Source organism: Pseudomonas rhizoryzae (genome assembly GCF_005250615.1).
Lineage (GTDB): Bacteria > Pseudomonadota > Gammaproteobacteria > Pseudomonadales > Pseudomonadaceae > Chryseomonas > Chryseomonas rhizoryzae.
This window is the reverse complement of the sequence record NZ_SULM01000011.1, coordinates 121594-133785: the sequence shown is the minus strand read 5'-3', so window position 1 is coordinate 133785 and position 12192 is coordinate 121594. Positions and strand designations below refer to the sequence as shown.

Below are 12192 nucleotides of genomic sequence, written 5' to 3'. Positions count from 1 at the left end.
GTGAGGAGATCCGTGGTCTGGCGGGGAGCAGTGCCGCGGCCGAGGCGGCTGCCCAGCGGCAGCGTGAGGAGGTGTCGCGCAGTCTGGAGGCCCTGTCCGGCATCGCCGAAGAGGCGCAAGGCGAAAGCGCTGCCATGCAGGGCGCTCTGCAGCAGGTGGAAGCCATCCGCAGCTCGACCCAGAGTAACGCCCGGATCGCCATCCAGGTGGCTCAGGGTATCGAGGGTCTGGTGACCCAGGTCGAATCGGGTGCCCAGGTGATCGAGCGGCTGGCCGGGCAAAGCGAGCAGATCGAGGTGGTGCTGGATGTGATCCGCGGCATCGCCGAGCAGACCAACCTGCTGGCGCTCAACGCCGCCATCGAGGCTGCGCGAGCCGGCGAGAGTGGTCGCGGCTTTGCGGTGGTTGCCGACGAGGTCCGTGCCCTGGCCAGCAAGACCCAGGAGTCGACCGGCAGCATTCGCGCCCACATCGCCGGCCTGCAAGAGGGAGCGCGCGAAGCCGTGGCGGCCATCGGCGAGGCCCGGCAGCAGGCGGGTAGCGGCCTGGCCGTGCTGCGTGACAGTAACCGCATCCAGCAGGATGTCCACCGCGCGGTGGATCAGGTGCATGCCAGCATGAGCACGGCTGCCGAGGCGGCGCAGCGCCAGGCCGAAGGCGCCGCTGCGGTGCGTCAGCGGGTCGAGATCATCCACGGCGAGGCGCTGAAGGCGGCCGAATCCATGGCAGCTACCGCCCGGGGCGGGCGTACCCTGGCGGAATTGGCGGCGCAGTTGCGCAGTAGTCTGGGGCAGTTCAAGGCGTAGCGGAGGGCTACGCTTTTTCGCAGGCAAGAAAAAACCGGCCGAAGCCGGTTTTTTCTGTGCGTCCGATCAGGGATCGTACGCTTGGTATTGGTGCCCAGGAGAAGACTCGAACTTCCACGGTGTTGCCACCGCTAGGACCTGAACCTAGTGCGTCTACCAATTCCGCCACCTGGGCCTGCAGTGCGACTTCTGGTCGCTTCCCTCACCCTTGCGGGTTTCAGGATTAAAAAACCGGCTATCGCCGGCTTTTCGTCGACCGATCTGCAAATCGATCGACTATAATGAATGGTGCCCAGGAGAAGACTCGAACTTCCACGGTGTTGCCACCGCTAGGACCTGAACCTAGTGCGTCTACCAATTCCGCCACCTGGGCACTCAATGCGATGATCGCTCATCGTCTCCGACGTCGCAACTGCTCACGGCGTCGTGGGGCGGCACTTTACTCAGGGGTCGTTTGCTTGTAAACCCCTGCTGCGAAAAATATTTTATTGAGCATGCCAGGCTAACTATTGCGCTGTTTTCACGTTTCAATAGGCTGCATGGCTGCTCCTACCGAACCTAGACATAGAAGGTAACCCCAGACTGATGGCCGATTGGCAATCCCTCGATCCCGAGGCCGCCCGGGAAGCGGAAAAGTACGAAAACCCCATTCCGAGTCGCGAACTCATTCTGGCTCACCTCGCCGACCGCGGCGCTCCGGCCACGCGGCCGCAGCTCGCCGAGGAATTCGGCCTCACTACCGAAGATCAGCTCGAAGCCCTGCGCCGCCGTATGCGCGCCATGGAGCGCGATGGCCAGGTCATCTACACCCGCCGTGGTGCCTATGCCCCCATCGACAAGCTGGATCTGGTGCGTGGCCGCATCGCCGGCCATCGTGACGGCTTCGGCTTCCTGATCCCTGACGACGGCAGCGACGACCTCTTCCTCAGCCCGGCGCAGATGCGTCTGGTGTTCGACGGTGACATCGCCCTGGCACGGGTGGCCGGTCATGACCGCCGCGGTCGCCGTGAAGGTGGACTGGTCGAGGTGGTCAGCCGCGCCCACGAATCCCTGGTCGGGCGCTTCTTCCAGGAAAGCGGGCTGGCCTACGTGGTGCCGGATAATCCCAAGATCGGTCAGCAGGTGCTGGTGCCCGAAGGCAAGCACGGCGGTGCCGCCCATGGCCAATTCGTGCAGGTGCGTATCGACGAATGGCCGACCACCTTCCGCCAGGCCCAGGGTGAAGTGGTCGAGATCCTCGGCGACTACATGGCGCCGGGCATGGAGATCGAAGTCGCCCTGCGCAGCTACGACATCCCCAACGAGTGGCCCAAGGCCGTCGAGAAGGAAGCCGCCAAGCTCAAGCCCGAGGTGGAAGAGAAGGACAAGCAGAAGCGCATCGACCTACGCCAGTTGCCCTTCGTCACCATCGATGGCGAAGACGCCCGCGACTTCGACGACGCCGTCTATGCCGAGTCCAAGAAATCCGGCGGCTGGCGCCTCTACGTGGCCATCGCCGACGTCTCCCACTACGTCAAGGTCGGCTCGGCGCTGGATGCCGAGGCGGAAAAGCGCGGCAACTCGGTGTATTTCCCCGCGCGGGTGATTCCCATGCTGCCGGAGGCGCTGTCCAACGGCCTCTGCTCGCTCAATCCCCAGGTCGATCGCCTGGCCATGGTCTGCGAGATGACCATCGCCGCCTCCGGCCGCATGACCGGCTACCAGTTCTACGAAGCGGTCATTCATTCCCATGCCCGGTTGACCTATAACAAGGTCTCCGCGGTGTTGGAGCAGCCCAAGTCGGCCGAAGGCAAGCAGTTGCGCAAGCAACTGGGCGACGTGGTGCCGCATCTCGAGCAGCTCTATGGGCTGTACAAGGTACTGCTGGCCGCGCGCCACGTGCGCGGTGCCATCGATTTCGAGACCCAGGAAACGCGCATCGTCTTCGGCGCCGACCGCAAGATCTCCGAGATCCGTCCGACCCAGCGCAACGATGCCCATAAGCTGATCGAGGAGTGCATGCTGTGCGCCAACGTGGCCACCGCCAAGTTCCTCGAGAAGCACAAGGTTCCCGCCCTCTACCGGGTACACGAAGCGCCGCCGCTGGAAAAGCAGACCAATCTGCGCCAATTCCTCGGTGAGATGGGCCTGTCGCTGACCAAGGGCAAGGCCAATCCAGTACCATCCGACTACCAGGCGCTGCTGCAGCAGATCCGCGAGCGCCCGGACTTCCGGCTGATCCAGACGGTGATGCTCAGATCCTTGAGCCAGGCGGTCTACAGCCCGGACAACAATGGGCACTTCGGTCTCAATTATGAGGCCTATACCCACTTCACCTCGCCCATCCGCCGTTATCCGGACCTGCTGATCCATCGCGCGATTCGCAGCGTGATCCGCTCCAAGCTGGAGACCAAGCACGTCAAGCGCGCCGGTGCGGCGAGCATGCCCAAGGCGCGCATCTATCCCTACGACGAATTGCGTCTGGATCAACTCGGCGAGCAGTGCTCCATGACCGAGCGCCGCGCCGACGAAGCCACGCGGGACGTCTCCAACTGGCTCAAGTGCGAATTCATGAAGGACCGCGTCGGCGAGACCTACGCCGGCGTCATCACCGCAGTCACCGGCTTTGGCCTGTTCGTCGAGCTGTCCGAGGTCTTCGTCGAGGGCCTGGTGCACGTCACCGCGCTGCCGGACGACTACTACCACTTCGACAGCGTTCATCATCGGCTGTCCGGCGAGCGCAGCGGGCGCAGCTATCGCCTGGGTGATCCCCTCGAGGTGGTGGTGGCCCGGGTCGACCTGGACGAGCGCAAGATCGATTTCGTGCTGCCGGCCAGTGCCGGCGCGCCGCGGGTGCGCGAAGAGCGCGAGCCGCGCCGCAAGCGTGACAGTCGCGGTCGCCGTCGCGAGGCGCCCGCGGAAGACCAGGCCGTCGCCCCGACGCCGGAAGCACCGGCTACCTCGGTGTCGCCGGAACTGTTGGAGCAGGCCGACAAGCTGCTGGGCAATACCGACGTCAAGCGCAGCCGCGCGGTGAAGCAGGCCCTGCTGGCGGAAGCCAAGGTGGAGGGCACCAGGCCCAAGACCAAGGGTAAGTCCAGCAGCCAGAGCAAGGCCGGCAGTCAGGGCAAGACCAGCAGCGCCCAGGGCAAGGTCGACAAGAGCAAGGCCAGTGCCACGGCCAAGGCCCGTACCGCTCCGGCGGCGCGTCAGGCCAAGGGGGCGGCCGCCGAAGGTGCTGCCGCGGTGGAAGCCAAGGTCAAGAAGGCCAAGGCCGCTGCCGCCAAGAAGAAGTCGGCAGCCAATCCCAAGGCCGAAGGCCAGGCTCAGGCCGCTGCCAAGAGCAGGACCAAGGCCAAGGCGAAAAAGCCTCATCGCAAGGGCCAGTCGCGCCCCAAGGATGACGCATGAGTCAGCTGGAAACCGTCTACGGTATCCACGCCGTGGAAGCGCTGTTGCGCTTCCATCCGCGCCGGGTCAAGCAGCTCTGGATCGCTGAAGGGCGGCGTGAGCCGCGGGTCGAAACCCTGCTGGAGCTGGCCGCCGGTCAGCGGCTGGCGGTGGAGACCAAGCCGCGCGCCCTGCTCGACGAACTCGCCGAGGGCGTGCACCAGGGCGTGGTGGCCCAGGTCAGTCCCAGCCAGGTCTGGGGCGAGGCCATGCTCGAGGAATTGCTCGACCGAGCCGAGGGGCCGCCGCTGCTGCTGGTGCTGGATGGCGTGACCGATCCGCACAACCTGGGCGCCTGCCTGCGCAGCGCGGATGCGGCGGGAGCCCTGGCGGTGATCGTCCCCAAGGACAAGTCCGCCACCCTGACCGCGGTGGTGCGCAAGGTAGCCTGCGGTGCCGCCGAGGTGCTGCCCCTGGTAGCGGTCACCAACCTGGCGCGGACCCTGGAAAAGCTGCAGAAGCACGGCCTCTGGATCGTCGGCACCGCCGGCGAGGCGACCCAGGAGATCTACGATGTCGACATGAGTGGGCCGACGGTGGTGGTCATGGGGGCCGAAGGCAAGGGCATGCGCCGCCTGACCCGCGAGCACTGCGATCATCTGGCGCGGTTGCCCATGGCGGGCAGCGTCAGCAGCCTCAATGTCTCGGTGGCGACGGGCATCTGCCTGTTCGAGGCGGTACGGCAAAGACGAGGCTCCGCGCCCTGAACGCGAACATGTTGAAACGCCTAGGCGCTGCTTTGGTGCCTATCGCACTATACGAATCATGCTTCGGTCCGCAGAATGTCAGGCCCGCCGCTCGGAATCCCGGAGCGAGCGCTGCTAACGAGAGGATGCCCGCGTGAGTCAGGAGATCCAAGAGCCGGTAGGCTTGCGAGTGTTGCTCGTCGAGGACGATGCCACGCTGCGCATGCTGACCACGGAAGTCATCGAAGAGCTGGATCATCAGGTCACGGCCGTCGCCTCCGCGGAGGCCGCCCTGGAGCTGCTGCCGCAGGGTGAGCACGATGTGCTGTTCACCGACATCGGTCTGGGCGGCATGTCCGGTATCGAGTTGACCCGTCGCGCCCTGGCGATGGATCCGGCGCTGCGTATCGTCGTCGCCTCCGGTTACGCCTTCGAGCCCGAGCCGGGCATGGAAGAGCGGGTCGGGGTGCTGATCAAGCCCTACGACCTGAACAAGATCCGGCAGGCCCTGGCCGACGTGCAACGTTGAGCGCCGCACGCCGGCCGGCGGTCGCGCTGGTGGTAACCGCTGTTGCGCCCCTGGGCGCCCTTCTCTAGAATGTCGCCCCTTGCCTGGAGTGCGTCCGTACTCCGCCGGGCAAGTCATCCGAACTATTCACTCCTTGCCTGACCGCCTTCGCGCGGCAGGCTGCAACCCGTAAGGAGCATTAAATGCGTCATTACGAAGTCGTGTTCCTGGTTCATCCGGACCAGAGCGAACAGGTGGGCGGCATGGTCGAGCGCTACACCAAGGCTATCGAAGAAGACGGTGGCAAAGTCCATCGCCTGGAAGACTGGGGTCGTCGTCAGCTGGCTTACGCCATCGACAACGTGCACAAGGCTCACTACGTACTCATGAACATCGAGTGCAGCGCCAAGGCCCTGGCCGAGCTGGAAGACAACTTCCGCTACAACGACGCCGTGATCCGTAACATGATCCTGCGCCGTGACGAGGCCGTTACCGGTCAGTCCGAGATGCTCAAGGCCGAAGAAAACCGCAACGAGCGTCGCGAGCGTCGCGAGCGTCCCGCCGAGTCCGAGTCTGAGTCCGCCGATGGCAGCTCCGACGACGCCGACAGCGCCGAGTAATCTGGATCTAGCGAGGAATCATTGTCATGGCACGTTTCTTCCGTCGTCGTAAATTCTGCCGTTTCACCGCCGAAGGCGTGAAAGAGATCGACTACAAGGATCTCAACACCCTGAAGGCTTACATCTCCGAAACCGGCAAGATCGTCCCTAGCCGTATCACTGGCACCAAGGCCAAGTACCAGCGTCAGCTGGGCGCCGCCATCAAGCGTGCCCGTTACCTGGCCCTGCTGCCCTACACCGACAGCCACGGTCGTTGATCGACGCCTGAGCACGGATAACGGATAAACACGGCATGCGGCCTCTGGCTGAGTTCATCATGCGCGGGCGTACCCAGGCCACCCTGGTGGTGGTGTTGGGGGCGGTCGTGCCGCTGCTGTACTGGATGACCGCTGCCGGTGGCAGCCTGGTGCTGTTGCGCCGGGGACCTGCCGCCGCGGCCGGGGTGCTGATCTGGGCCCTGTTGCCGGCACTGTTCTGGTTGTACTGGGGCGATGCCAGCATTCTGCTGGTGGTGCTGGGTTCGACGCTGCTGGCGGCGATATTGCGCCAGAGCCTGTCCTGGACGCGGGTGTTGCTGGCCAGTGTCCCCCTGGGGCTGGTCTTCGCCCTGGTGCTGGGACAGGTCTATGCCGAGGGTATCAACGAGCTGGCGGACACCATCCGCCAGATGTTGCCCCAGGTGTTGGGCCCGAGCGCGGCGCAGTTGCCGCCGGAAAAGCAGGCGCAGTTGCAGCAGTTGCTGCTGCCCGTGCTGACCGGCCTTATGGCGGCGTTCTTCCAGATCACCTGCCTGCTGTGCCTGATGCTCGGGCGCTATTGGCAGGCGGCGCTGTACAACCCCAAGGGGTTCGGCCGCGAGTTTCGCGTGCTGCGCCTGCGTCCAGCCATCGCGCTCGGCCTGTTGGCCCTGCTGGTGCTGGCGCCGAACCTGGGCAGTGGGCTCGGTCTGCTGACCCCGCTGTGCAGCGTGCCGCTGGCCTTCGCCGGTATCGCCCTGCTGCACGGGCTGGTAGCGGCCAAGCGCCTGGCGGGCTTTTGGCTGGTGGGGCTGTACGTGACGCTGCTGCTGTTCGGGCAGTTGATCTATCCGTTGTTGGTGATTCTGGCTGTGATCGATAGCGTGTTCGATTTCCGTGGGCGGTCTGCGCAAGAGCCGCAGGGGCCGACGGACGGTGAAGGTTAAAAGTTAAGAGGAAAGACTCAATGGATGTCATCCTGCTGGAAAAGATCGCCAACCTGGGCAACCTGGGCGACAAAGTGAACGTCAAGGGCGGCTACGCCCGTAACTTCCTGCTGCCGCAGGGCAAGGCCACCGCAGCCACCGCTGCCAACGTCGAGGCTTTCGAAGCTCGTCGCGCCGAGCTCGAGAAGCAGGCTGCCGAGAAGAAGGCCCAGGCCGACGCCCGTGCCGCCAAGCTGGCTGAACTGACCGTGACCATCGCCGCCAACTCCGGCGACGAAGGCAAGCTGTTCGGTTCTATCGGCACCCGCGACATCGCCGAAGCCGTCAGCGCCGCTGGCGTCGAGCTGGACAAGAGCGAAGTTCGCCTGCCCAACGGCGCGCTGCGTAACACCGGCGAATACGACATCGAAGTGCACCTGCACACCGACGTCGAAGCCGTCGTGAAGGTCGTCGTCGTCGCTGAGTAAGCCTCGAACGCCCACTGGCTGCGCGTCGGCCAGGCTGCGTTGAAGGCACCATCGGAATGCTCATTTACAGCCTGTAAACTGCGCTTCCTCAGGTGCCTTCGCCTTGCCTGACTCTAGCTCGCCAGCGTGCTTTCGATACTTGCGCGTCGTCGCCTGACTGGTGGACTTGCGCCCCGGCGCCGGTCTGCCGACAATCGGGCACGTCATTGCCAAGGCAGTGACGTGCCCTTTGTCTTTTCTGCCGTCCGAAAAACCCTTAGCCGCCCGCAATGGGGGCCCAAGACCTGCGCATGAACGAGATTTCCCTGCCCGAGCAGTACGATCTGCAGACCGCTGCCCTCAAGGTGCCGCCGCATTCCATCGAGGCCGAACAGGCCGTGTTGGGTGGTCTGATGCTGGACAACAATGCCTGGGAGCGCGTGCTCGATCAGGTGTCCGATGGCGACTTCTATCGGCACGACCATAGACTCATCTTCCGCGCCGTGGCCCGTCTGGCCGAGCGCAACCAGCCGTTCGACGTGGTGACCCTGTCCGAACAACTGGATAACGAAGGCCAACTGCCCCAGGTGGGTGGCCTGGCCTATCTGGCCGAGCTGGCCAGAAACACGCCGTCGGTGGCCAACATCAAGGCCTATGCCCAGATCGTGCGCGAGCGGGCCACCCTGCGCCAACTGATCGGCATCAGCGCCGACATCGCCGACAGCGCCTACAACCCGGAAGGGCGTGGCGCCAACGAGCTGCTCGACGAAGCCGAGCGCAAGATCTTCGAGATCGCCGAAGCACGCCCCAAATCCGGCGGCCCGGTGGGGGTGAATGACATCCTGACCAAGGCCATCGACCGCATCGATACCCTGTTCAACTCCAGCGACGCCATCACCGGCGTTTCCACCGGCTTCGCCGACCTGGACGAAAAGACCAGCGGCTTGCAGCCGGCGGATCTGATCATCGTCGCCGGCCGGCCGTCCATGGGGAAGACCACCTTTGCCATGAACCTGGTGGAGAACGCGGTACTGCGGACCGACAAGGCGGTGCTGGTGTTCTCCCTGGAGATGCCCGCCGACTCCATCGTGCTGCGGATGCTGTCGTCCCTCGGTCGCATCGACCAGACCAAGGTGCGTTCCGGCAAGCTGGACGATGACGACTGGCCGCGGCTGACCTCGGCGGTCAACCTGCTCAACGACCGCAAGCTGTTCATCGACGATACCGCTGGCATCAGTCCTTCGGAAATGCGTGCTCGTACGCGCCGCCTGGTGCGCGAGCACGGCGACCTGGCGCTGATCATGGTGGACTACCTGCAGCTGATGCAGATCGGCGGCAGCGGCGGTGAGAACCGCACCAACGAGATCTCCGAAATCTCCCGCTCGCTCAAGGGCCTGGCCAAGGAGTTCAACTGCCCGGTGGTGGCGCTGTCCCAGCTCAACCGCTCCCTGGAGCAGCGACCGAACAAGCGCCCGGTGAACTCCGACCTGCGTGAGTCGGGCGCCATCGAGCAGGACGCCGACGTCATCATGTTCGTCTACCGGGACGAGGTGTACCACCCGGAAACCGAGTACAAGGGCGTGGCGGAAATCATCATCGGCAAGCAGCGTAACGGCCCGATCGGCACCACGCGGCTGGCCTTCATCGGCAAATACACCCGGTTCGAGAATCTCGCACCCGGCAGCTACGTTTTCGAGGACGAATGATGGTCAAGGACAAGCTGAAGATCGCCGTGCTGCTCGGCGGCACCAGCGAGGAACGCGATGTGTCCATCGCCAGCGGCGCCCAGGTGGTGGCGGCCCTGCGTCGGCGCGGGCACCAGGTGGTGACCGTGGACACCGCCCTGGGGCTGCTCGACGAGGACGCCGAGCGTGCGCTGCTGGAAGCCCGGGTCGGTCTCGAACCGCCGGAGCGGACCGCCCTGGTGCGGATGCGCGGCCAGGACGCCGGTGCCGTGCTCAGCCAGGCGCAACTGGGCGACCAGGATCTGCTGTTCCTCGCGCTGCACGGCGGTACCGGTGAGAACGGGACCTTGCAGACCCTGCTCGATCTGGCCGAGCTGCGCTATACCGGTAGCGGCCGCGTAGGCAGCGCCGTGGCCATGGACAAGGACCTCAGCAAGCGGCTGTTCCGTGCCGCCGGAGTGCCCACCGCCGACTGGCTGATGGCGCCGGTGGCTGCCGAAACCGTGGCCGAGACCCTCGGTTTCCCGGTGATCGTCAAGCCCAGCCAGCAGGGCTCCACCGTGGGTCTGAGCAAGGTCAGCCGCGCCGAGGACCTGCAGCCAGCCATCGAGTTAGCGCTGCGTTATGACCGCGAGGTGATGATCGAGCGCTTCGTCGCCGGTCGCGAGCTGACCGTGGGGGTCCTGGGTGACCAGGCCCTGGCGGTGGGCGAGATCGTCCTCGGCCAGAGCGGCGTGTTCGACTACACCAGCAAGTACCAGCCCCAAGGCGCGGTGGAGGTGTTCCCCGCCGAGGTATCGGCCGAGATCGCCGCCGAGGCGCGCCGACTGGCCCTGGCTGCGCACCGGGCGCTCAAGCTCGATGGCTACAGCCGCGCCGATTTCCGCCTGGATGCCGAGGGGCGGCTGTGGTGTCTGGAGGTCAATACCCTGCCGGGGATGACCGCCACCAGCCTGCTGCCGCAATCGGCGGCGGCGGTCGGCATCGATTTCGACGAACTGTGCGAGCGCATTTGCCGGCTGGCGCTGCGATGATGCAAGGCTCTTGCTAGAGCGACTCCCGGCACTGGACCTGCCAGACCGGGGGCAGAAAGCGACCTGATGGAGTCTGTTCCAGACGAGGGTCGAGACGGGGATGGTCCGGGCCCTGTGTTCGGTGCCATCATCGCTGCGCTGAGCGGCTTCGTCAGTCGTTCGAGCCGAACCCGACCGGCCGGGCAGGTGCCTGGTCGGTCAGCCCGTAACCCCTGCCGGTGAATACCGCAGGTACTTCGTTCGCCGCCAGGGAGCGGAACCTTGAATCGGACGTTGACCCCGCTACAGACCCGCCTGTTGTTTCTGCTCGCCATCCTGCTGTTCGTCTTGCCGTTCATCCTCGCCGACTTTCCCTATGTCGACGACAACTGGCGCATCCAGTTGCAGAACGGTCTGGAGTGGCGTCAGCAGGGCCGCGTGCTCACCGAGATGTTCTATCGGCTGCTGACCTTCAGCGGTACGACCCTCAACATCTTTCCCTTGCCGTTGTTGATCGCCAGCGTCGCCGCGGCCTGGGCCTTGACCGACCTGGCGCGGCACTACTTCGGCGCGCCGCGCCCAACCCAGTGCCTGGCCATCCTGCCGCTGTGGTTCTCGCCGTTCTGGCTGGGCAATCTGACCTATCAGTACGACGGCCCGGCCATGGCGTTGAGCCTGGTCGCGGTGATCTACGCGGTGCTGTTCCGCAATCGCCATACCCTGGTGACGCTGCTGGCGCCGGCGATCCTGTTGGCGGCGGCCATCGCCTTCTACCAAGTCGCGCTCAACGTCTTCATCGCGCTCTGTGGCCTGGAGCTGATCCGCGGCGTGCAGCGGCGCATGGCGCCGGAGCGGCTCTTGCGCCTGGTGCTGCGCCAGGTCGTGCAGCTGCTGCTGGGCACGCTGTTCTACTATCTGACCGCCTACCAATTGGTGACCACCGATCGTCATGCCGGGCTGGGCGCCGATCTGTTGCCGATCCTCTGGCAGCGCCTGGGCGAGGTCCTGCACTGCGTCGAGTTGCTGCTGACGCCCGGCAATACCTGGCTATGGATCATCTTTGGCGCTCTGGCCGCTCTGGGCTATGGACTGGGTGCGCTGACCTATGCGCGCGCCTATGGTCGTCGCGCGCAGCCAGTGCTGCTGCTGTACGGCGCAACCCTGCCGGTGCTGGCGCTCTGCGTGGCTGGCATCACCCTGCTGTTCCGCGATTTCATCCTCGAGGCGCGGACCCTGACGGGAATGGCCGTGGTGCTGATGCTGGGCCTGCTGCTCGCCCACGACCTGCTGGAACGGCTGGTACCGCGTCTGGAGTGGCTGGTGATCCTGCCGCTGCTGTGGATGCTGTCGCTGGCCTATGCCTATGGCCAGGTGCTGTCCGCGCAGAAGACCTTCGAGCGCGAACTGGTGCAGGAGCTGCGCCACGATCTCAGCAGCGATCCCCGCTTGCGCCAGTTCAAGCGCATTCTCTGGACCGGTGGACCGTTGGAGGCGACCTGGCTGCCCCTGGCGCACCGGACGCTCGAACAGTTGCCGGTGCTGCCCTTCATCCTTGGCCTGTCGCCGGGCAACTTCATGATCGCCGAGCGCCTGCAGGATCTGGGGGTGATCGACGATGCCGACAGCGACAGCTGTACCCAGCGCGTGGCGGTCCCCGGCGCCGGGGTACGGCTGGTGGACAACCTTTACTATGACATCTGGGCGCTGGGCGAGGACGGCTGCATCATCATGAAGCCGCGGCCGCCGTGGATACCCTTCGAGTAGGGTAGGTTGGGCTGAGCGTAGCGAAGCCCAACGATGACTTGCTCGGCCATGC

Annotated in this window: 11 protein-coding genes and 2 tRNA genes; 11 read left to right on the top strand and 2 right to left on the bottom strand. The window is 65.2% G+C overall.

Annotation, left to right across the window (positions count from 1 at the left end):
* The first annotated feature begins 134 nt into the window (after positions 1-134).
* The gene (locus FAZ11_RS25595) at positions 135-806 is read left to right on the top strand and encodes a methyl-accepting chemotaxis protein (RefSeq protein ID WP_420849714.1); all 672 of its coding nucleotides are present in this window, start codon (positions 135-137) and stop codon (positions 804-806) included.
* Between the two features lie 88 nt (positions 807-894).
* Here the strand turns inward: FAZ11_RS25595 and FAZ11_RS18600 are convergent.
* Both FAZ11_RS18600 and FAZ11_RS18595 read right to left on the bottom strand, forming a co-directional pair.
* Positions 895-981, bottom strand: a tRNA-Leu gene (locus tag FAZ11_RS18600).
* Positions 982-1092: 111 nt separating this feature from the next.
* Positions 1093-1179 (bottom strand) — tRNA-Leu (locus FAZ11_RS18595).
* A 212-nt stretch (positions 1180-1391) separates the two neighbouring features.
* On the opposite strand from FAZ11_RS18595, the gene rnr reads away from it, so the two are divergent.
* From rnr to FAZ11_RS18545, 10 genes are all read left to right on the top strand, one after another.
* Positions 1392-4196 (top strand): ribonuclease R, encoded by a 2805-nt coding sequence (gene rnr / locus FAZ11_RS18590; RefSeq protein ID WP_058773056.1) that lies wholly within the window; start codon positions 1392-1394, stop codon positions 4194-4196.
* Positions 4193-4942, top strand: a complete 750-nt coding sequence (rlmB, locus tag FAZ11_RS18585) for a 23S rRNA (guanosine(2251)-2'-O)-methyltransferase RlmB (protein ID WP_137279526.1) — start codon at positions 4193-4195, stop codon at positions 4940-4942. Before rnr ends, rlmB begins: the two co-directional genes overlap by 4 nt.
* A 133-nt stretch (positions 4943-5075) precedes the next feature.
* Positions 5076-5450: a response regulator gene (locus tag FAZ11_RS18580; RefSeq protein ID WP_058768703.1), complete on the top strand. Its 375-nt coding sequence runs from the start codon at positions 5076-5078 to the stop codon at positions 5448-5450.
* A 182-nt stretch (positions 5451-5632) separates the two neighbouring features.
* A complete protein-coding gene (gene rpsF / locus FAZ11_RS18575) occupies positions 5633-6049 on the top strand; it encodes a 30S ribosomal protein S6 (protein WP_058768704.1) in 417 nt (138 codons plus the stop codon).
* Positions 6050-6075: 26 nt separating this feature from the next.
* Entirely contained in the window at positions 6076-6306 is a 231-nt protein-coding gene (gene rpsR, locus FAZ11_RS18570; protein WP_058765609.1) for a 30S ribosomal protein S18, read from the top strand.
* Positions 6307-6341: 35 nt separating this feature from the next.
* Complete coding sequence (locus FAZ11_RS18565; RefSeq protein WP_058768705.1) at positions 6342-7232, top strand: hypothetical protein; 891 nt, start codon at positions 6342-6344, stop codon at positions 7230-7232.
* A gap of 20 nt (positions 7233-7252) precedes the next feature.
* Complete coding sequence (gene rplI / locus FAZ11_RS18560; protein WP_058768706.1) at positions 7253-7699, top strand: 50S ribosomal protein L9; 447 nt, start codon at positions 7253-7255, stop codon at positions 7697-7699.
* 290 nt (positions 7700-7989) lie between these two features.
* The gene (gene dnaB, locus FAZ11_RS18555; protein ID WP_058768707.1) at positions 7990-9384 is read left to right on the top strand and encodes a replicative DNA helicase; all 1395 of its coding nucleotides are present in this window, start codon (positions 7990-7992) and stop codon (positions 9382-9384) included.
* On the top strand, positions 9384-10397 hold the full coding sequence (locus FAZ11_RS18550; RefSeq protein ID WP_058773055.1) for a D-alanine--D-alanine ligase: 1014 nt from the start codon (positions 9384-9386) through the stop codon (positions 10395-10397). The genes dnaB and FAZ11_RS18550 overlap by 1 nt, the downstream gene beginning before the upstream one ends.
* Before the next feature lie 261 nt (positions 10398-10658).
* Positions 10659-12140: a glucosyltransferase domain-containing protein gene (locus tag FAZ11_RS18545; protein ID WP_058773054.1), complete on the top strand. Its 1482-nt coding sequence runs from the start codon at positions 10659-10661 to the stop codon at positions 12138-12140.
* Positions 12141-12192 lie beyond the last annotated feature (52 nt).

Bases quoted from the DNA above. Each gene is read 5' to 3' on its own strand.
- FAZ11_RS25595 (WP_420849714.1), top strand. From the start codon at position 135: ATGCAGGGCGCTCTGCAGCAGGTGGAAGCCATCCGCAGCTCGACCCAG.
- rnr (WP_058773056.1), top strand. From the start codon at position 1,392: ATGGCCGATTGGCAATCCCTCGATCCCGAGGCCGCCCGGGAAGCGGAA.
- rlmB (WP_137279526.1), top strand. From the start codon at position 4,193: ATGAGTCAGCTGGAAACCGTCTACGGTATCCACGCCGTGGAAGCGCTG.
- rpsF (WP_058768704.1), top strand. From the start codon at position 5,633: ATGCGTCATTACGAAGTCGTGTTCCTGGTTCATCCGGACCAGAGCGAA.
- rpsR (WP_058765609.1), top strand. From the start codon at position 6,076: ATGGCACGTTTCTTCCGTCGTCGTAAATTCTGCCGTTTCACCGCCGAA.
- FAZ11_RS18565 (WP_058768705.1), top strand. From the start codon at position 6,342: ATGCGGCCTCTGGCTGAGTTCATCATGCGCGGGCGTACCCAGGCCACC.
- rplI (WP_058768706.1), top strand. From the start codon at position 7,253: ATGGATGTCATCCTGCTGGAAAAGATCGCCAACCTGGGCAACCTGGGC.
- dnaB (WP_058768707.1), top strand. From the start codon at position 7,990: ATGAACGAGATTTCCCTGCCCGAGCAGTACGATCTGCAGACCGCTGCC.
- FAZ11_RS18550 (WP_058773055.1), top strand. From the start codon at position 9,384: ATGGTCAAGGACAAGCTGAAGATCGCCGTGCTGCTCGGCGGCACCAGC.